This window comes from Agromyces tropicus (assembly GCF_039531345.1).
In the GTDB taxonomy this organism is placed as follows: Bacteria; Actinomycetota; Actinomycetes; order Actinomycetales; family Microbacteriaceae; genus Agromyces; species Agromyces tropicus.
In genome coordinates this window covers 676,561-697,061 of record NZ_BAAAPW010000001.1, presented here as the reverse complement: position 1 = coordinate 697,061, position 20,501 = coordinate 676,561, and the positions used below count along the sequence as shown (strand labels likewise).

The window sequence follows — 20,501 nt, the reverse complement described above, 5'->3', positions numbered from 1 at the left end:
TACTCCTCTCGTGCGCTGGTGCGCGTTCCGCCGATGCGAGTGTAACGGCGCGATAAATTCTAGTCTAGTCGGACTTGACTAATTACGAACGGATCCGTAGCGTGACCTCACCGCATCGATCGGCGATGCGCCTCGTAGAGGAGTGACATGCTCGACATCGTTCGAACCCCGCCGGCGCCCGAGAGTGTGCTGTCGTTCCCGGCGCGTGTGCGGGTTCGCGACGGGGTGCGACTCGCGGCCGACGTGTATCTGCCCGGCGCACCAGACGACGCCGAGACGAGCCCGGGCGACACCATCCTCATCCGGCTGCCCTACGACAAGTCGGGCCGCTACTGCTTCATTCCGCAGATCGCGGAGTACTTCATGGGGCATGGCTACCGCGTCGTCGCCCAGGACGTTCGCGGCAAGTTCCGCTCCGAAGGCGACGCGCTCCTCTTCGTCAACGAGGTCGACGACGGCTACGACACGATCGACTGGATCATCCGGCAGCCGTGGTCGAACGGCCGGGTCGCGATGTGGGGGGACAGCTACTACGGCTACACCCAATGGGCGGCCGCCGCCAGCGGGCATCCGGCGCTCAAGGCGATCTCGCCTCGGGTGACCGGGACGCAGTTGGGTGAGCCCGTGCATCGGAACTCGCCGGGACGGACTCGCCGCGTCGAGTGGGGCGTGACGTACATGTACCCGCTCACGCAGTTCTTCGCCAACGATGCACTGCACTGGGAGCCCGACTGGTCGCGTCGCGACTTCGCAACCCAAGCCGAGGAGTTCATGCATCAGGTCGGCGCACGCGGGCTCTCCTACGACCAGTGGTACCCGAATCCGGTGCATCTGCAGCGTTTCCCGGGCGGGGACCCGTTCGCAGGTCGGTCCGTGCCGGTGCTGCACACGATCGGATGGTGGGACAACTGCGCGCCGCTCTCGTGGGCCGATGTCGATGAGATCGGGCGCCATCCGAACTGGGACGCCCACCACTACCTGCGGATCGAGTCGATCGACCACGAGAGCTACCGACTGCTCGATGCCGAGCGCGATCGGGTGTGGGAACGCAGTGAGCAGCAGATCCGCGATCTGCTGCCCCGCACCCTCGATCCGGCGATCGCCTTCTTCGACGTGTTCGTGCGCGGAAATGGCGCACCGGGCGACATCCCCCGCGTCAGCTGGAACCTCGCGGGTACCGAGGGAATGCGGGAGGCGTCGACGTGGCCGCCCGCTGACGTGCATGCCGTCACCCGCCATGCGACCGTCGACGGCGGGCTCGTCGCGGACGGCACCGCCACGGAGGCGACCATGCAGTGGACCCACGATCCCGCCGACCTCGTGCCGTCGAGCGCTCCGGACGCCTTCTCATTCCTGCTGTCTCACCCTGACGAGGCTCCGATCGGCGAGCGCTCGGACGTACTCCGATTCGATTCGCCGCCCGCTCCGGGTCATGTCGACCTGGCCGGGCCGGTGACCGCACGGCTCCGCGTCCGGTCCGACGGACCGGTCATGGACTGCTTCGTCAGGCTGCTCGACGTCGCCCCGGACGGTACGGCACTGCGAATCGCGCGCGGACAGCAGCAGTTGCTGCAGGCGACGGAACCCGAGACCCTCGAGATCGACCTCGGTCACGTCGGGTACCGCCTCCAGGCGGGCCATCGACTCCGCGTACACGTCTCCAGCAGCGACTACCCCGAGTTCCTGCCGCAGACAGGCACCGGCGCCGACCCCTGGACGTGGGGCGAGACCCGCTCCAACACGCAGTTCCTCGCCGTTGGTGGTCGCGACGGCCTCTCGCTCACTCTGCCCGTCCTCGAAGGAGAACTGCCGTGATCGACCCCGTCCTCGAGTACGCCTTCGAGATCCGCGCCACGATCGACTCCGATCTCCATATCGGCCGCGGCCCCGAGGAGCGGCTCTCGTTCACCCCGATCTCGGGCGGCACGGTCGCCGGTCCCCGGCTGAACGGCGTGGTACTGCCCGGCGGCGGGGACTGGGCGGTCGAGCGTCACGGCACCGCCCAGCTCGAGGCCAGGTACCTGATCCGCGCCGACGACGGCGCCGTCATCGATGTCCTGAACCGCGGCTACTTCCGGGCGACCCCCGACGTGCTCGCGCGGATGGAACGCGGAGAGAACGTTCCCGAGGACGAACCCGGCCTCTACTTCCGCACCGCGCCCGTCTTCCAGACGGATGCCCCGCAGCACCGCTGGCTGGCCGAACACCAGTTCATCGGACTCGCCCGCGACGAGGACGGCCAGGTCTGCATCCGCGTCTACCTGCTCGCCTGAACGGCTCGCCGCGCAACGCCAGCACCACAGGACAACCGAACACCGGCAGGACCGCACCATCCACCTCACCCAACCCGCGGTCGGGCTGCATCCCGACCCGACCGTACGGATCGAACGGAACACATCATGAAGAGAACCGCACTCGCGGTCGGCGCCATCGCCGGCGCCGCGCTGCTGGCGCTCACCGCCTGCACCCCTCGCGACACCGACAACGCCGACGTCGACGGTGAAGACATCGAGATCGTCGACGCCCAGCCGGCGGGCACCGAGCCCGTCGACGAGGTGACCTGGGCGATCGTGGAGGGCGAGCCCGCCACGCTGAACCCGGCCGCCTCCGCAAACCTGATCATTCCGAACCTCTGCGACAACCTCCTCTCGCTGCAGCCCGGCTTCTCGATCGAACCGGGCGTCGCCGAACGGGCCGAGTTCGTGGATCCGGTCACCTTCGTGATCACGCTCCGCGACGACGTCACGTTCTGGGACGGAAGCCCGGTGACGGCCGACGACGTCGTGTACAGCCTGCAGCAGAACACGAACCCCGCATCGCAGTGGTACGGGGCGTTCGCCCTGATCGACCCCGACCCCGCGACCGGGATCGTCGCCACCGGACCGAACGAGGTCACCGTGCGGTTCGTGGCGCCCGACTCCACCTTCCGGGACGCGCTCGCGGGCCAGGGCGGTGCGGTCATGCAGAAGGCGTTCGGCGAGGCGAACGGCGACGCGGTCGGCACGCCCGACGCGGGCCTGATGTGCACCGGTCCGTTCGAGCTCCAGGACGGCGGGTGGACGCCGGGCAGCGAGATCGTCACCATCGCGAACGAGGACTACTGGAACGGCGCTCCGCTCGTCGGGACGATGACGTACACCTTCGTCAGCGACGGGTCGACCCTGGCCACCGCGCTCACGCAGGGCGAGATCGACGGCGCCATCAACGTCTCGCCGGGATCACGAGCGGTGTTCCAGGGCGACGGTGCAGGATCGCTGACGATCGGCCACTCCACCGCGTCGTACAGCTTCGGGCCCGCATCGGCCACGAGCGCGGCGGCGAACCCGAAGATCCGGCAGGCCCTGAACCTCGCGATCGACCGCGACCAGTACCTCGAGACCGTCGTGAACGGTCTCGGCTACGTCCAGAAGACGATCGTGCCCGAGTTCTCGTTCCAGTCGATGGAGGCCTCCGGCATCTACCAGGAGGGCTACGACGCGCTCGCCGCGCCCGAGCTCGACCTCGAGGCCGCGACGGCACTGGTCGAGGAGAGCGGTGAGGACGTGAGCCGGCCGTTGGTCGTCGCCGTTCCGGCCGGCGCCAAGGAGTTCCAGCAGACCGCCGCGATCATCCAGAGCGCCGGGAAGCAGATCGGCCTGGACATCCGGATCGACGAGATGCAGGCCTCCGACTTCGGTGCGCTGTTCTACGACCCCAGCAAGCGCGAGGGCGTCGACTTCGTGGCCACGCAGGGCTACCTGGAGACACCCGGCGTGCTCGGCTACCCGTCCTTGTTCATGCTGCCGCCCGAGATGGGAGGCATCTTCAACTGGAGCGGCTACGAGAACCCCGAGGTGACGGAGCACCTGCTCGCGGCCCGGAACGCCACCGACCCCGAGACGGCCGCACGGGAGTTCACGGCGGCGCAGGAGATCTTCGCCCCCGACATGCTCCAGGTGACGCTCGCCGGGACCTACCAGCTCACGTACCTCAACGACGAGCTCAGTGGAGTCACCACGTCCATCGCCGCGTACAGCAGCCCCTGGGCGCTGCACCTCGGCGGCAAGTGACCGGAACGATCGGAAGCCCGATGGACACGCCGGCCGGTCGGAGCCGTAGGATCCACCCTTCACAGGGGTCCTGCGGCCCCGGCGGCCAGCGTGCCGGGTCTCCCGATCGACGATGCGGAGAGGAGAGGACGGCGTGAACGCGCTCACTCGAACGGTGCTCGGACGACTCGGCGGGATGCTGCTGACGCTCATCCTCGCCAGCATGGTCATCTACTCGGCGGTGCTGCTGACCGGCGACCCGATCGCGGCTCTGGCCGGAGGTGCGAAGCCGACGCCCGAGCTCGTCGAGCAGATCCGGGCGGAGTACCATCTCGACGACCCGGTCTGGTCGCGGTACTGGCAGTGGCTCACCGGCGCCATCCAGGGGGACTTCGGGCGATCCTTCGTCTACAAGACGCCGGTGGTCTCCCTGGTCGGCCCTCGATTCGGCATCACCCTCCAGCTCGTGCTGCTGACCGTGCTGCTGATCCTCGTCTTCGGCGTGGGTTCCGGCATCCTCGCCGCCACCCGCGGTCGGGTGGTGGACCGCACCATCGCGGCGATGACCTCGCTCGGGATGGCGCTGCCGACCTTCGTCGTCGCCATCCTGCTGATCTGGATCTTCGCCAAGAGCCTCGGCTGGTTCCCCGTCTACGGTGAGGGCGAGGGGGTGTGGGACCGCCTCTGGCACCTGGTCCTGCCCGCCATTTCGCTCGCGGTGCTCTTCATCGCGTATATCAGCCGGGTGACCCGCGGCTCGCTCGTCGCCCAGTTGCACAGCGAGCACGTCGACACGGCACGGGTGCGCGGCATCCCGCGGCGTCGCATCTTCGGCGTGCACGTGTTCCGCAATGCCTCGCCGCAGATCCTCGCCATCGCGGGCACGACCATCGCAGGGCTGTTCGCCGCATCCGCGATCGCGGAGGTCGCGTTCGGCCTCGGCGGCATCGGCTCGCTGCTCGTCCAGGCGGCCGCACGAGCCGACCTGCCGGTCGTGCAGATCGTCTCGCTCCTGCTGGTGACGATCTTCGTGGTGCTGAACGCGGTCGCAGACCTGATCAGCTCGATCATCGACCCGTCCAGCGTCGGCGGAGGGAGGACCTCATGAGCGTCGCCCAGATCGCGAACGGCACCGTGCCGGCCGCGGCCAGGCGGGTCGCGAGGCGAGACCCGACGTTCCTCGTCGCCGTCATCGCGTTCGGCGTCATCAGCATGGTCGCCCTGGCGGGGCCGTGGCTGGCGCCCTACGACCCGAACGAGCTGTACGTCGGATCGCTGAACGGCGCCCCCAGCCTCGAGCACCCATTCGGCACCGACGACCTCGGGCGCGACATCCTCTCCCGGGTGCTCGTCGGAGCCGCGGCGAGCGTGTTCGCGCCCGCCGTCGTGGTCGTCCTCTCCACGATCCTCGGCGTCGGGCTCGCATTGGCCGCGGCCTGGTTCGGGGGATGGGTGAGCGGCGGGATCGCCCGTCTGGTCGACGTCATCTTCGCCATCCCCGGCCTCGTGATCGCCGTGCTCGCCGTGACGATCTTCGGCAAGGGCCTCGCCGCGCCCGTCATCGCCCTCGCCATCGCCTACATCCCGATCATCGCCCGACTCACCCGCACCGCCGCCGCCCGCGAACTCGCGAAGCCATACATCGCCGCGCTCCGGGTGCAGGGCGTCTCGAGCCCGGCGATCTGCTTCCGGCACCTCGTGCCCGCGATGATCCCGATCGTCGCCGCGCAGATGGCCGTCGGATTCGGCTACGCCATGCTCGACCTCGCAGCGATCTCCTTCCTCGGACTCGGCCAGCAACCACCGGCCCCGGACTGGGGGTCGATGATCGCCGTCGGTCAGGCGGGCATCCTGGCGGGTGCGCCCGAGCAGTCCGTCTTCCCGGCGATCTTCGTCGTCATCACCGTGCTGGCAGTCGGCATCATCGGCGCCAGGGTCACTGACTGGGCAGAGGAGAAGGAGCGATGACCGCACCCGTCCTCGAAGTATCGGGCCTCGACATCCTCGCGCCGAGCCCGGAGGGCCCCCGCCGACTCGTCTCCGACACCACGCTGTCCGTCGTCCGCGGCGAGGCGGTGGGTCTCGTCGGCGAGTCCGGCTCCGGCAAGACGCTCACGCTCCGCGCGGTCGCGGGCCTCCTGCCCGACGGCTTCACGACGCAGGGCACGATCCGGATCGACGGCCAGGACCTCGGCGGGATGACCGCGACCGCGCTGCGCGCCCTCCGCGCGCGGCGGATCGGCATGGTCTTCCAGACCCCGCGTGCGCACCTCAACCCGCTGCGGACGATCGGCGACTTCATGACCGAGGCGCTCGTGCACGTCGCGGGTGAGCGGCCGGATGTCGCCGCGACCCGCGCACGGCACCTGCTCGACGAGGTCGGCATCACCGACCCCGACCGACGCATGCGCCAGTACCCGGCCGAACTCTCGGGCGGCCTCCTGCAGCGCGTCATGATCGCCGCGACCCTCGCGATGGATCCCGACATCCTGCTGGCCGACGAGATCACGACGGCCCTCGACGTGACGACGCAGGAGGAGGTGATGGCCGTGCTCGCCGACCTCCGCGCGCACCGCGACCTCTCACTGCTGTTCGTCACCCATGACCTCGCGCTCGCGGGGACAGTCTGCGACCGCGTGAACGTCATGCAGCGCGGCCGGATCCTCGAGACGCTCCGAGCCGGGTCGATGCGGCGCAACGCGCGCGAGGAGTACACCAAGGTCCTCATGTCCGCGTCGCTCGACGAGGCACCGCCCCTCGAGCCGGCCACCGAGTCACCTCGGCCCCTCGTGACCATCGAGCACCTCCGCAAGACCTACCAGGTCCGCGGCGCGACCGGCAGGCGGGAGACACTCGTCGCCGTCGACGACCTCTCGATCGAGCTGCCCCCGGGCGGGTCGCTCGGCATCGTCGGCGAGTCGGGTTCGGGAAAGTCCACGACCGCCCGGATGCTGCTCGGGCTCGAGCGCCCCGATCGGGGCACGATCGTGGTCGACGGCCAGGACTGGAGCCGGCCGGCGCGCGGCAGTGCCGACCGGCGCGTGCGGGCGAAGATCGCGCAGATGGTGTTCCAGGACCCCTACCAGTCCCTCGACCGGCGCCAGACGGTCCGGCAGTGCCTGGCCGAGGCCGTTCGCGTGCACCGACCGCGCCAATCGGCGGAGGTGGTCGACGGGCGCGTCCGCGAGCTCATGAGGCAGGTCCGGCTCGACGAGGGGCTCGCCGCGAGCCGGCCACGCGCGCTCTCGGGCGGCCAGCGACAGCGCGTGGCGATCGCCCGGGCGCTCGCCGCAGATCCGGCACTGCTCGTGCTCGACGAGGCGGTCTCGGCGCTCGACGTCACGACCCAGGTCGAGATCCTCACCCTCCTCGACACGATCCGCCGCGAGACGGGCGTGGCCCTCCTGATGATCACGCACGACCTCACCGTCATCCGCCGGCTGTGCGACGAGGTCGTGGTGATGCGCCACGGGCGCATCGAGGAGCGAGGCACCGCGGCGCAGATCCTCGATGCGCCGACCGCGGAGTACACCCGCCTACTGCTCGACTCGATCCCGCGCGAGGGCTGGACGCCCCGGCGCCGGCTCGGTCGTACGCAGTCCCTGCCCACGGTCACGCGCTCGACCGCCTCGATCCCGGAATGAACCGAACGGACCAGCATGTCGATCCCGCTGATGGAACCCGCCTTCGAGTACTGCTTCGAGTTGCGGTGCCGCGTCGAGGACCCGCTGCAGCTCGGCGGCACGACACCGGGCGAGGGACTGCACTTCGCACGGGTGTCGGGCGGCACGTTCGACGGCCCCCGGCTCCGGGGAACCGTCCTCGACGGCGGCGGCGACTGGTGGAACGGCCGCGGTCTCACCGTCGAACTCGACGCGCGCTACGTCATCGAGGCCGAGGTGGAGACGGGCACCGCCGGGGTCGAGGTCGTCAACCGCGGCGTCTGGCGAACCGACGACGCGACGTGGGCTCGGATCGTGGCGGGGGAGGCGGTGGACGAGCGCGAGCTCTACTACCGCACGGCGTTCCGGTTCCGGACCGATCACCCGGAGCTCCGCTGGCTGACCGAGTCCCAGTTCGTCGGGTACGCCCGGGCCGAGCCAGGGTACGTGATCATCCGCGTGTTCCGTCTCGCGTGACCTCCGCACCAACCGACCTCATCCGCTCCCAGTATCGAAGGCAGGCCGACCATGACCGCCCCCGCAGACCTCCTCATCGTCAACGGCCGCGTGTTCGACGGGCGCGTGCGCACCGCGAGCACGGCGGTCGCGGTCGCGGCCGACCGCATCGTCCGAGTCGGGTCGGACGCGCACGTGCTCGAGCTGCGCGGTGCGACGACCCGCGTGATCGACGCCGGCGGCGGCGTCATCCACCCCGGCTTCGTCGACGCGCACGTGCACGCGGCCTTCGCCGGCGTCGAACGCCTGAGCCTCGACCTCACCCCGGCGTCCACCGTCGAGCAGACGCTCGACCTCATCCGCGACGGCGCCGAGCAGAGCGACGCCGTTTGGCTCACCGGCGGAGGATGGAGCCACGAGCTGTTCCCCATGCCGACGAGACAGCAACTGGACGAGATCGTGCCCGACCGCCCCGTGGCCCTGAGCGACGCCGGTCACCACACCCTCTGGGTCAACTCGAAGGCACTGGAACTCGCCGGGGTCGATCGCGACACCCCCCAGCCGCACAACGGACGGATCCACCTCGACGAGCGGGGCGACCCGACCGGCTACCTCAACGAGACCGCAGCGGAGCTCGTCGGGCGCGTCATCCCGCCGGCGACCGAAGACGAGATCCACGCCGGACTCCTCAATGCGCAGTCGCATCTCTGGTCGCTCGGCGTGATCGGCTGGCACGAGGCGATCCTCGGCGAATACAACGGAAAGGCCGACTGCACTCCCGCCTACCTGCGCGCCATCGCCGACGGCTCACTGCGGAGCGAGACCTCCGGCGCATTGTGGATCGCGCCCGGACTGCGCGAGGCCGACGTGCCCGCGCTCGTCGACCGGTTCATCGCGCTCCGCGAACGGAACGCCGCCGCCGGGCTCGTCACGACGACGGCGAAGGCGATGATCGACGGCGTGCCGCACGGTCAGACCGCCGCGCTCCTCGAGCCGTACTGCAACCACGGCGACGACGGCTTCACGGGCGAGCTGCACTTCGACGAACCGACGATCCGCGCGTTCGTCGCCGCACTCGACGCCGCCGGATTCGCCCTGCACCTGCACGTCATGGGCGATCGCGGCATCCGCGTGGCACTCGACGCGATCGAGGCCGCGCGGGCGGCCGACGGGCCAGGCCCGCGCCATCACATCGCCCACCTGTCGATGGTGCAGCCGGAGGATGCACGGCGTTTCGGGCCGCTCGGAGTCACGGCCAACATCCAGGGCCTATGGGCCGCACCCGACCCGTTCGTCATCGACCTGATCGGCGAAGAGCGGATGCAGCGCGGGTACCCGTTCCGCACGATCGCCGACGGCGGTGCCGACCTCGCGATGGGCTCCGACTGGCCGGTCTCCCCGCCGGACCCGTGGCTCGCGATCCACGTCGTCGTCAACCGCTGGGCACCGCCTCCTCCCGGTGCGCCCCGGCCCGTCGTCGCCGACGGCGCCGAGCCGCCGAACCTCGACGCGGCGCACCAGGCCCTCACCCTCGAGCAGGCACTGGGTGCGTACACGAGCGGATCGAGCGAACTGGTGCTCGGGCGGTCGGGTCGCATCCGGGTCGGCGAACGGGCGGACCTGGCAGTGGCCACGGGCGATCCGTTCGAACTGCCCGCCGCCGAGATCGCCTCGCTGGCGACCGCCGTGACGGTGGTCGCCGGCGAGGTCGTCCACGAGAACTGACCTCGCCACGTCCAACCAGCACACCGCACATCCCACGACAACGGAGTCCCCACCATGAAGGTCCTCATCATCGGCGCCGGCATCGGCGGCCTCGCCACGGCGCTCTCGCTCCACGACGCCGGCATCCGCGACATCACGATCATCGAGCAGGTCCCCGAGTTGCGCCCGCTCGGGGTCGGCATCAACCTGCTCCCGCACGCCGTGCGCGAACTCACCGAACTGGGCCTCGGCGACGAGGTCGCCCGGATCGGCATGCCCACCAGCCGGCTCACCTACACGAACCGATTCGGCCAGGAGATCTGGTCGGAGCCGAGGGGCCTCGACGCGGGCTACCGCTGGCCGCAGTACTCGGTGCACCGCGGAGAACTGCAGATGCTGCTGCTCGCGGCGGTGCGAAGCCGACTCGGCGCCGAGCGGGTCCGTCTCGGCCTGGCCGCGGTCTCGTCCGACCCGCGGACGGATGTCACGTCGGTCACCTTCCGCGATGCGTCGGGCGAGGAACGGACGCTCACGGCCGACGTCGTCATCGCCGCCGACGGCATCCACAGCGCACTGCGGAAGCAGCGGTATCCCGACGAGGGCGACCCGGTCTGGAACCGGCTCATCCTCTGGCGGGGCACCGCGATCGCGCCGGCCTACCTCGACGGCCGCACGATGATCATGGCCGGTGACGGACTGCAGAAGTTCGTCGCATACCCGCTCGAGACGCCGCGCGCCGACGGGCTCGCCCGCATCAACTTCATCGCCGAGTACCGCGCGAGCGACGACGACACGGGCATCTCCGACTGGAACCGAGCCGTAGACCCCTCGCGGGTGATCGACATGTTCGCCGACTGGCGATTCGACTGGCTCGACGTGCCCGGCCTCATCGCGGCATCCGACCAGGTGCTCGAGTACCCGATGGTCGACCGCGACCCCGTCGATCGCTGGACCTGGGGGACGCAGACCCTCCTCGGCGACGCCGCCCACGCCATGTACCCGATCGGCTCGAACGGCGCCTCCCAGGCGATCCTCGACGCACGCACGCTCGCCCGCGAACTCGCCACCACCGCCGATGCGTCCGCGGCGCTCGCCGCCTACGAGCACACTCGGCGTCCCGTCACCGCGGCGCTCACGCTCAGCAACCGATCCCTCGGACCGGAACGGGTCATGCAACTCGCCTACGAACGCGCCCCGCAGGGCTTCGACGACATCGAGCACGTCGTGCCACTCGCCGAGCGGCAGCGGATCGCGGCCGAGTACAAGCAGGCCGCCGGCTTCGACCCGTCGCTGCTCAACGATCGGCCCAGCCTCAGCGTGCGACCGATGGCGGAGGGCGCAGGACGATGACCGTCCAGTTGCGCCGGTACGAGGTCGGCGCCGACGCGCTCGATGCCTTCGTCGATTGGTGGCGCGAGCACCTCGTCCCTGCCCGCCGCGCGGCAGGCTTCGAGATCGAATTCGCCTGCGCGCTCCCGGGGACGGGGGAATTCGTATGGGCCGTCTCCACGCCGGGCGAGCCCGAGCAGTTCGCGGGGGCCGAGCAGGCCTACCTGAACTCACCCCAACGCTCGGCCGCCATGGACGCCCTCCCCGCCCCGATCGTGAGTCGGCGCGTCGACGTCGCGATCACCCTCGTCGCGGCCGGCGTTCCGTGCGACGCATAGCCCTTCGTCATCGGCAGCGACCGTGAGGCGGCCGCCGCCGACTGACCGCCACCGTGCGTGGAAGCAGGACACGCCAACTCAGATGTCACGTACTCGTGCGGCCGCGTCGCGGCGCACCGAGGCATTGCGACTCGTCGTCCCCTGACCCCGATCAGCTCGTTGATGCCATCCATTGAAATCGGCGGCTCAGCCCGCGTCCGGCGGTGGTCTGCTGTGGGAGTCCCGCATTCCCAAGGTCGAAGGAGACCTCGATGCCACTCGCTTCAACGCTCCTCCCGGTCGCGCTCGCGATCGTCATGTTCGGACTCGGCCTGACTCTCACCCTCGCCGACTTCACCCGCGTCGTCCGATTCCCGAAGGCGGTGTTCGTCGCCCTCGCGTGCCAGATCATCGTCCTGCCGCTGCTGACGTTCGGCATCGTCGCCCTGTCCGGACTGCCTCCGCTGCTGGCCATCGGCATGATGCTCATCGTGTCCGCACCCGGCGGCGCCATCGCGAACGTGCTCAGCCACATCTTCGGCGGCGACGTCGCGCTGAACATCAGCCTGACCGCCGTCAACTCGGTGACGGCGATCTTCACGATCCCGCTGATCGTCAACCTGTCGATCGCCTACTTCGACCCCTCCGGCGGACAGATCGGACTCCAGTTCCAGAAGACGCTCGAGGTGACGGTGATGGTGCTCGGTCCCGTCGTCCTGGGGATGCTCATCCGTCGCTTCGCGACGCGCTTCGCGCTCGCCATGGACAAGCCGGTTCGGATCGTCTCGATGATCATCCTTGCCGCGGTGATCACGCTCACCGTCATCGGGAACCTCGCAGTGCTCGCGGCCAACCTCGGGCCGCTCCTGCTGCTCGCGCTCCTCATCTGCGTGATGAGCCTGCTGGTCGGGTTCTTCGTGCCGCGGCTGTTCCGCGTGAGCCCGGCGCAGTCCCTCGCGAGCTCGCTCGAGATCGGGCTGCACAACGCGACCATCGCGCTCGTCATCGGCCAGGTGGTGCTGGCGAACCCGGTCATCGCGGTCCCGGCGGCCGTCTACGGGCCGGTATCGATCGTCCTCGGCCTCGTCGCGGCGATCGTCTTCCGATCGGTCATCCGCCGGACGGCGGGCGATCCGGCGCCGCAGGCGGCGTCGGAGCCGGAGCCGGATGTCACGGTCGAAGCCTGATCCCGACGACCGGGACGCCGCGACCCTCGGGTCGCGGCGTCCACGTCATGCGGCCGAGCGCGAGGCCCGGAGGTCGCGTGAGACGGCGTGGGCGGCGGCGATGACGGTCTCCTCGAGCGCGGCGCTGATGCGTCCGCGTCCCGGGCCGAGCACCGACAGTGCGGCGACCACCTCGTCCGGCGCGTCGCGGATCGGTGCCGCCACGGAGGTCGCCGGCGTCGGGAGCGGGCGGGTGAACTGGACGGCACCCCGGAGGCGCACGCAGGCGATGCCCGACCGCAGCGCGGCGGCGGCGATCACCTCGCCCTCCGGCTCGAGGACGTGCTCGCGAGCCAGGTAGGCGTTGCGGAACGGGGCCGGGGCGTAGGCGAGGAGCACGTGCCCGAGGCTCGTCGCGCAGAGCGGCACACGCCCGCCGACGCTGTACAGCACCGGTGCCGCGTCGCGTGCGGTGAGTCGCTCGATGATCACCGCGGCGTCTCCGTCGCGGACCGCGAGCTGCACGTGGTGTCCCGTGACGCGGTGCAGCTCCTCGAGGTGCGGGAGCGCCACGGCGCGCAGACCGTGACCGCGCGGCGCGAGCGCCGCCAGTTCGAGCATGCGCAGCCCGATGGTGTACGTGCCGTCGTGGCGTCGCTCGAGGGCGCGAAGCGCCACGAGCCGTTGCGCGAGGCGGAGCGTCGTGCTCGTGGGGATGCCGGACCGCTCGCTCAGCCGGCGGAGCGTCAGTGCGCCGCCGGCGTCGTCGAACGCACCGAGCAGGCGGAACGCCCGATCGAGCAGGGGCTCGCCGGCCGTGGGGCGTCCGCCACGACGCGGGACGTCGTCAGCCATCTCGTTCCAGGACGATGCCGCCGACCGCGACGTCGACGAACGCCGTCCACGCGGTCATGCGTGGAACCGCTGGGTGATCGCGCCGATGCCCTCGATCTCGGTCACGAGCGTCTCGCCGTCGCGCAGGAAGCGCTTCGGATCCATGCCGGCGCCCACCCCCGGAGGCGTTCCGGTGAAGATCAGGTCGCCGGGCAGCAGTTCCAGGACGCGTGAGAGCCGCGACACGAGCTCGGCCACGCCGAAGATCAGCTGTTCGGTGGAGCCGTCCTGCACCCGCGTCTCGGTGCCGTCCACCTCGACGATGGTCGCCGAGATCGCCAATCGCGCCGGGTCCGCGAACTCGTCGAGGGTGACGATCGCCGGCCCCGTGGGGGCGAAGTCCCGAAAGGACTTCCCCATGCTGAACTGCGCCGGGGTGGCCTGCCACTGCACGGTTCGCTCGGACAGGTCCTGACCGACGGTGTAGCCCGCGATCCGCGAGAGCGCTTCGGCTTCGGGGATGTCGCGACCGCCGGTCCCGATCACGACGACGAGTTCCGCTTCCCAGTCGACGGTTGCCCCCGGCAGCGTCACGTCGGCATCCGGCCCGGTGACGGCGGAGGCGAACTTCGTGAACACGACCGGCTCATCGGGGATCGGGAGCCCGGCCTCGGCGGCGTGGTCGGCGTAGTTCAGCCCGACGCCGACGACCTGGCGCGGCCGGGGCGACGGTGCGCCGAGCTCCTCGTCGGGGAACGACGTCGCGTCGGGGTGGGCCGTCACGTCGATCGCCGACGCCCAGGCGGCGAACTCGCCCCAGGCGGCGAAGACCGCGGCCGGATCGGGGCCGAACCGTCCGCCGCTGGCGGACTCGACATCGACGGCGAGGTGATCGTTGATCAGCACGAGTCGGTCGGCGAGGTTGGCGATGCGCATGGTGGGCCTTTCGAGGGTTCAGGATGCCGCGGCGAAGCCGCGCACGGCGAGGTCGAGCGCGGCACCCGGATCGGCCGAGACCGGACCTCGCCACGCGATGTGCTGATCGGGCCGCACGAGGACGAGGTCGTCGCCGGCGACCGGGGGGAAGCCGTGCGCGACGGGGTCGACGACGACGAGGGGGATGCCGCGGGCGGCTGCGGCATCCGCCCACGCCGACGAAGCGGCGCCGAGGAGCGTGACTTCCGCGCCCAGGAGGTCGAAGAGCGACTCGCCCTCCGGGTTCCGGGAGTGTGGGAGTCGATTTCCGGGTGCGGCGATCGGGATGTACTCCCGCGTCGTCGGCGCCTGCGCCGCCGCACTCGGTCCGTACCCGTAGCCGAGGACGAGCCCGAGAGCGTGGAACTCGTCGCGCTTGGTGGCCTGGATGCGCTCGGCGGCGGCCGCACGGGCTTCATCGCCGTGGGCGCCCTCGGCGACGAGGTCGGGGGAGGCGAGCTCGATCGACAGGTGCTTCATGTTGTTCGCCGCGAGCTCGATCGTCTGCCGGGCGATCGGCCGGCGCTCGGCCTCGTAGCTGTCGAGGAGCGAGTCGGGCGCCCATCCGTTGAGGACCGCGGCGAGCTTCCAGCCCAGGTTGACGGCGTCTCCGACCCCGGTGTTGAAGCCGTGGCCGCCCCACGGCGGATTCTGGTGGGCCGCGTCGCCGACGAGGAAGGCGCGATCGGCGCCGTAGGAGTCGGCGAGCAGGAGCCGCGCCTGCCACGGATCGGTGGCGAGCACCTCCACGTCGATGTCGGCCCCGACGAGCGCGCGCACGATCGACGCGGCTTCGTCGTCATCGGCGACGGACTCGGTACCCGTCGAGATGGCGAACCACTGGTCGTCGCGTCCCATCGGGCCGACCATTCCGGGCGCGCCGGGGTCGAGCACCCAGTGATGGACCGCATTCCGGGCGGGAACCATCGCGCCCAGTGTCCTCGAGCGGAAGGTGATGTTGACGTTCGGTCTTCCGCCCGGAGCGCCCTCGTAGTGCGCGCCGAGTGCGGCGCGCACGATGCTGCGCGACCCGTCGGCGCCGACGACGTACTCGGCGGAGAGCGTGGAGACCTCGCCCGCTTCGTCCTCGACGGTGACCTTCGGTCGGTCGCCGGTCAGGTCGACGTCGAGCCCGCGGCTGCCGTACCGCGTCTCGACGAGGGGCGAGGTCGCGAGCAGCGCGCGCAGCGCTTCCTCGACGACCGGCTGGGTCACCTGCTGGCCGGCCTCCGAGGTCAGCGCCGATCCTTCGAGCTCGAGCCCGAGCACGTCGGAGATCCAGGTGATGTCCCGTCCGGCGACGGACGTGCAGAAGCGCACCTCCTTCGACCAGGACACGGGGATCGACGCGCGCGTGCGGATCTCCCGGGCCGCGCCGATGCGCCGGAAGAGCTCCATCGACCTGGCGGACGTGGTCTTCGCGCGTGGTCGGGAGTGCTCGACCTTCACCCGCGGCTCGATGATCGTCGAGGCCACGCCGTAGTGGGCCAGTTCCAGGGCGAGGGTGAGCCCGACCGGGCCGCCGCCGATGACGGCGACGGGCCGGTCGGGTCGGGGCGCCGGAGTGCTCACCAGACCTCGGGGAGGAAGATGTCCTCGGGGATGACCGCTGGCAGGTACTCGCCGGCGCGGGTGCGATCGTGGATGTCCTTGAACGACAGGCCCGCGTCGCGAGCCCGGACGAGCTTCTCGGGGTCGAAGTAGGTGCCGATGGGGTTCTCCGCGAACTCCTTCGCGTTGGCGATCCACTCGCTGGAGTCGGCCCAGTCGCCGAAGCCGTCGACCTGGATCTCGACGCCGTTGCCGTCCGGGTCCTGGTAGTACACCGACATGGTGATGCCGTGGTCGAGGGTCAGGAACGGGAGGATGTCGTGGTCGCGCAGCCGGACGTAGTTGTTCAGCCACATGTCGAACGTCGAGAACTCGAACGCGGTGTGGTGGATGCCGGTCTCGTGGCCCTTGTCGGTCGGGTGCTTGAGGCCGGGCGGGGAGAGCAGGGCGATGCGGTGGTTCGCCTCGTCATTGGTGAGCCAGGACGCCTCGTCGCTCTGGAACACCGGACGAAGCCCGCAGACCAGGCCGTACCACTCCACCATCTCCTTCATCCGCAATGTGGTGAATGTGGTGTGGTGCAGCTTCGGCGGGTTCGCCGGCCAGTGGGTGGCCTGGTTCTCGGGCATGTGGGTCTCTCCTTTGAGATCGGGCGTTCGGGTGTGAGCGGATGCCGCGGGCCGTGATGCCTGCGGCGTTCCGAGCCATCACGATTCAACGTGACCCGAGACCAGGTGCATAGTGCGGGCAGCACAAATCGGGAGGGTGAACCGTGCGGCGTGCGCAATGTACTTCGCACGACGAGCGTTCAGCCCAACGATTCGGTCTCGGCGACGATCGCGAGTGCGGCCTGCAGGTGCTGCCTGCGCTCGCTCAGGGGCCGGCCGAGCAGCTCCTCGGCGCGGCGCACGCGGTACGTGACCGTGTTGCGCGAGACGCTCAGTCGCTGCGCGGCGGCCTGCGGGCTTCCGCCGAGGTCGAGGTACGCGGCCACCGTGCGGCGGAGGTCGGCGGCGGCCGGATCGGTCGCCGCGAGCGGGCCGAGCTCCGCACGCGCGAACCGGATCGCGCGGTCGCGGTCGGCGAGGAGCAGGGAGATGAGGTCGAGATCACGGTAGGGCGTGACGGATGCCGTCGACGTCGACGACGATCGCAGCCCGAATGCCGCCAGTGCATCGTCGTGCGAGGCGCGGAATCCCGCCAGTCCTCGTCCGGTGCCGCCGATGACCGCGTGCGTGTCGGCGGGCAGCGTCATCGATGCGAGGCGGTCCACGAATTCCTCCGGAGTGCTGCGCGGCGTCGCCCACGCCCAGACCATTCCGAGGTTGACGGCGAGCACGAGGGATTGCTCGGCGCCGCTGTGGCGCACCAGGTCGCGGGCGGCCTCGTAGAGGGCCGTCTGATCGGCGTCGAGCGTCCGGGCGGAGCTCCACACCACCAGGGCGACGTGGCTCCGGGCGAGGTCGTAGCGCAGTCGCCGCGAGACGACCGCGAGGGGCTGGTCATGGCCGCGCAGGAGGTCCTCGACCACGGCGAGGCGGGAGGCCGCATCGCTCTTCACCCAGCGGGCCTCTTCCTCGCGATACGACGACGCCATCTGGGTGGAGAAGGCGTCGAAGAACGCGAACATGCGCTGCGACAGGGTGCGCATCTGCTCGTGACGCTGCTCGGGATCGCCGAGACGCGCGCACTCGGCGAGGAAGGCGCCGGCGATGACCGAATGACCCAGCTGGATGCCGCGGAGCAGCTCGTCCAGGCTCACCCGACGCCGCACGAAGTCCGGGATGCCGCCGAGCGCTTCCGACGTCGCCGGTCCCTCGACCTCCGCGCCGGACAGGAGCAGCAGCAGCTGGATCGTCGTGGACTCGGTGCCCATGCGCAGCACATCGAGACCGCCCTCGGCGATGTGCCCCGGGATCTCGGCCGCCACGCGCTCCGCGACCTCGAGGCCGACCTCCACCGCCCATTGGGCGGCATCGGTCCCGACTTCACCGACGACACGGGCGTACTGCGCACCGCTGCTGGCCGGGACCAGCGAGTGCTGGGCGGCGCTCGGCGTGAGCAATCGCAGCCACGGCACGGCAGGCGCGGCCGGGACCGTCGGCGACGTCGCCAGACGCGAATTCCTCATCGCGGAGCCTCCGCGTGTCACCCTACCGGCGACGGGTCGACCAGATCGAGGGCCGCGGCGACCTGTGCGTCCGGGCCGATGCCGTGGAGCCGGTAGAGCTCCTGCAGCGTGCCGGTCTGGCCGAACTCGGTCACCCCGAGGTTCACGCTGCGGACACCCCGGATGCCGGCGATGAAGGCGAGCGTGTGGGGATGGCCATCCAGGACGGTGACGACGGGAGTGGCTCGATCGGCGGGGAACACCTGCTCGATGATCGACGCGTCGCCGTCGCCATGACCGCTCCTGGCGCGCACCGCCCGGTAGAGGCGATCGGCACTCGTGACGCAGACGACATCGGCTGCGACGCCCATTTCGTGCAGGCGGTCCGCCGCGGTGAGCACCTCGGGCACGAGCGCTCCCATGCCCACGAGGGTGACGGCCGGCCGTTCCACGCGGCGCAGCGCGTAGGCGCCGGCGACCGCCTGACGCCGCCGACGTTCGCGTGCCGCAGGGTCCACCGGTACGGCGGCGAGCGATTGATCGAGCACGCGCGACGTGAGCCGGAAGTAGCTCGACGACCCGTCGGGCCGACCCAGGCGCGAGAGGGCATCGAGCATGCACCACTCGAAGTCCTGGACGAAGGCGGGTTCGAACGAGACCACGCCCGGCTGCTCGATGCCGATCGACGGCGTGATGATCGACTGGTGCGCGCCGCCCTCCGCGGCGAGCGTCACCCCGGACGGCGTGCCCACGAGGATCGACTGCCCTCCGCCGTAGACGCCGAACGACCAGGGCTCGAGGGCGCGCGTGACGAACGGGTCGTACAACGTGCCGATCGGGAGCACGGGTTCACCCCAACGGCTCCAGGTGGTTCCGAGTTCGCCCAGCAGCGAGACCAGGTTGACCTCCGCGATGCCGAGCTCGATGTGCTGGCCGGTCGGACGCTCGTCCCAGTGCAGGATCGTCTCGGCGTCGTCGGCGAACCAGTCGCGCTTCTCGCTCGGCGACCAGACACCCGCCTTGTTGACCCAGCCGCCCAGGTTCGTGCTCGAGGCGACGTCGGGGGCGACGGTCACGACCCGTCGCGCCGCTTCGGGCGCGCGTCGCGTGAGATCGAGCAGCAGCCGTCCGAGCGCTTGCTGCGTCGACGCGTGACCGCCGATGCCGCGCCCGAAGTCGCGGGGCACGTCGACCCGCGCAGGAGGCGCCGTGATCGGCCGCTGCAGGCGCTCGGCGACGAGCGAACAGAGCGCCGCGGCATCCGATCCCTCGTCGAACCGTCGCCACCGGTCGTCCACGCTCTCGCCGAGCTCGGCAGCGACCTGTGCGAACTGCTCCGGCTTGAGGAGCGCTGAGTGGTTCTGCGGATGCCCGGCGGTCGGCAGGCCGTGCCCCTTGATCGTGTACGCGAAGATGACGGTCGGGCGTGTGTCGTCGATCTCCTCGAACGCGGTCACGAGGCTCGGGATGTCGTGCCCGGCGAGGCCGCGGATCACGCGCATGACCTCCGCGTCATCGAGGCGAGCGAGCAGGGCGCGGATGTCATCGGCGTTCGGGCCATCCCCGGGGAGCCGGTCGCGGAGCTGGGTCGCGGAGCAGCGGAGCAGTCTCTGGTACTCGGGGTTCGACATCTCATCGATGCGCTGCTCGAGCGCGCCGCCGCCGGGGGAATCGAACAGCGCACTGAGGAAGCTCCCGTACTTCAGCGTGAGCACCTGCCACCCGGCGGCCTGGAACATGGCTTGGAGCCGGGTCGCCGAGATGTTGGGCACCACGCGGTCGAGGGACTGCCGGTTGAAGTCGACGATCCAGACGATCTCGCCGAGCTCCGACACGGTCTGGTCGAGCACGGCCTCCCAGACCGCCCCCTCATCGAGTTCCGCGTCGCCGACCAGGCTGTACTGCCGTCCGATGCTGCGCGGGTTCCCGGCGATGTCGGCCGCATAGCGTCGCGCGATCGCGCCCCAGACCGGCGCGGTCGCGCCGATGCCGACCGAACCGGTGGAGTAGTCGACGGTGTCCGGGTCCTTCGACCGGCTGGGGTAGCTCTGCAACCCCTTGAACGCGCGCAGCGTGCCGAGCTGGTCGGCGTCGAGTTCGCCCAGGAGGTAGTTGATCGCGTGAAGCACCGGAGAGGCGTGCGGCTTCACCGAGACGCGGTCCTCCGAGGTGAGGGTCGTGAACCACAGGGCGGTCATGATCGTGGCCAGCGATGCGCTGGAGGCCTGGTGACCGCCGACCTTCAGGCCGTCGGGGTCCTTGCGACCCGCCGCGTTCGCGGCGTCGATGATCGCCGTCGAGAGCCACAACACCTTGCGCTCGATCGCCTGCAGTGTCTCGAGCCGACGAACCCCGGGCTCTCGCGTCAT

At 70.5% G+C, this 20,501-nt stretch carries 17 protein-coding genes; 11 read left to right on the top strand and 6 right to left on the bottom strand.

The annotated features are described in order from the left end of the window. The first annotated feature begins 147 nt into the window (after positions 1-147). The 11 genes from ABD230_RS03235 (at position 148) to ABD230_RS03185 (ending at position 12,683) form a co-directional block, all read left to right on the top strand. On the top strand, positions 148-1,815 hold the full coding sequence (locus ABD230_RS03235; RefSeq protein ID WP_344369403.1) for a CocE/NonD family hydrolase: 1,668 nt from the start codon (positions 148-150) through the stop codon (positions 1,813-1,815). Beyond that, positions 1,812-2,273: a DUF3237 domain-containing protein gene (locus ABD230_RS03230; protein WP_344369402.1), complete on the top strand. Its 462-nt coding sequence runs from the start codon at positions 1,812-1,814 to the stop codon at positions 2,271-2,273. Before ABD230_RS03235 ends, ABD230_RS03230 begins: the two co-directional genes overlap by 4 nt. A 126-nt stretch (positions 2,274-2,399) precedes the next feature. Continuing rightward, complete coding sequence (locus tag ABD230_RS03225; protein ID WP_344369399.1) at positions 2,400-4,049, top strand: ABC transporter substrate-binding protein; 1,650 nt, start codon at positions 2,400-2,402, stop codon at positions 4,047-4,049. 133 nt (positions 4,050-4,182) lie between these two features. After that, positions 4,183-5,136 carry an ABC transporter permease gene (locus ABD230_RS03220; protein WP_344369397.1) on the top strand — a complete coding sequence of 318 codons (954 nt, stop codon included), beginning with the start codon at positions 4,183-4,185 and terminating at the stop codon, positions 5,134-5,136. Further along, positions 5,133-5,996, top strand: a complete 864-nt coding sequence (locus tag ABD230_RS03215; protein WP_344369396.1) for an ABC transporter permease — start codon at positions 5,133-5,135, stop codon at positions 5,994-5,996. The genes ABD230_RS03220 and ABD230_RS03215 overlap by 4 nt, the downstream gene beginning before the upstream one ends. Then, a complete protein-coding gene (gene nikE / locus ABD230_RS03210; RefSeq protein ID WP_344369394.1) occupies positions 5,993-7,672 on the top strand; it encodes a nickel ABC transporter ATP-binding protein NikE in 1,680 nt (559 codons plus the stop codon). Before ABD230_RS03215 ends, nikE begins: the two co-directional genes overlap by 4 nt. A 15-nt stretch (positions 7,673-7,687) precedes the next feature. Beyond that, on the top strand, positions 7,688-8,167 hold the full coding sequence (locus ABD230_RS03205) for a DUF3237 domain-containing protein (protein WP_344369393.1): 480 nt from the start codon (positions 7,688-7,690) through the stop codon (positions 8,165-8,167). 51 nt (positions 8,168-8,218) lie between these two features. Beyond that, positions 8,219-9,871, top strand: a complete 1,653-nt coding sequence (locus ABD230_RS03200; RefSeq protein WP_344369392.1) for an amidohydrolase — start codon at positions 8,219-8,221, stop codon at positions 9,869-9,871. A 54-nt stretch (positions 9,872-9,925) separates the two neighbouring features. Then, positions 9,926-11,200, top strand: a complete 1,275-nt coding sequence (locus ABD230_RS03195; protein WP_344369390.1) for a flavin-dependent oxidoreductase — start codon at positions 9,926-9,928, stop codon at positions 11,198-11,200. Further along, positions 11,197-11,517, top strand: coding sequence for a hypothetical protein (locus tag ABD230_RS03190; protein WP_344369388.1), 321 nt, complete (start codon positions 11,197-11,199; stop codon positions 11,515-11,517). Before ABD230_RS03195 ends, ABD230_RS03190 begins: the two co-directional genes overlap by 4 nt. Positions 11,518-11,720: 203 nt before the next feature. Continuing rightward, a complete protein-coding gene (locus tag ABD230_RS03185) occupies positions 11,721-12,683 on the top strand; it encodes a bile acid:sodium symporter family protein (protein ID WP_344369387.1) in 963 nt (320 codons plus the stop codon). Between the two features lie 45 nt (positions 12,684-12,728). Here ABD230_RS03185 and ABD230_RS03180 read toward each other — a convergent pair whose 3' ends face one another. From ABD230_RS03180 to ABD230_RS03155, 6 genes are all read right to left on the bottom strand, one after another. Then, complete coding sequence (locus tag ABD230_RS03180; protein WP_344369385.1) at positions 12,729-13,517, bottom strand: IclR family transcriptional regulator; 789 nt, start codon at positions 13,515-13,517, stop codon at positions 12,729-12,731. 54 nt (positions 13,518-13,571) lie between these two features. Beyond that, on the bottom strand, positions 13,572-14,432 hold the full coding sequence (locus ABD230_RS03175; protein WP_344369384.1) for a fumarylacetoacetate hydrolase family protein: 861 nt from the start codon (positions 14,430-14,432) through the stop codon (positions 13,572-13,574). An 18-nt stretch (positions 14,433-14,450) separates the two neighbouring features. Continuing rightward, a complete protein-coding gene (locus ABD230_RS03170; protein WP_344369383.1) occupies positions 14,451-16,043 on the bottom strand; it encodes an FAD-dependent monooxygenase in 1,593 nt (530 codons plus the stop codon). Then, complete coding sequence (locus ABD230_RS03165; protein ID WP_344369381.1) at positions 16,040-16,651, bottom strand: VOC family protein; 612 nt, start codon at positions 16,649-16,651, stop codon at positions 16,040-16,042. The genes ABD230_RS03170 and ABD230_RS03165 overlap by 4 nt, the downstream gene beginning before the upstream one ends. 179 nt (positions 16,652-16,830) lie before the next feature. Then, a complete protein-coding gene (locus ABD230_RS03160) occupies positions 16,831-18,153 on the bottom strand; it encodes a PucR family transcriptional regulator (RefSeq protein ID WP_344369379.1) in 1,323 nt (440 codons plus the stop codon). 17 nt (positions 18,154-18,170) lie between these two features. Continuing rightward, a complete protein-coding gene (locus tag ABD230_RS03155) occupies positions 18,171-20,501 on the bottom strand; it encodes a transketolase-like TK C-terminal-containing protein (RefSeq protein WP_344369378.1) in 2,331 nt (776 codons plus the stop codon).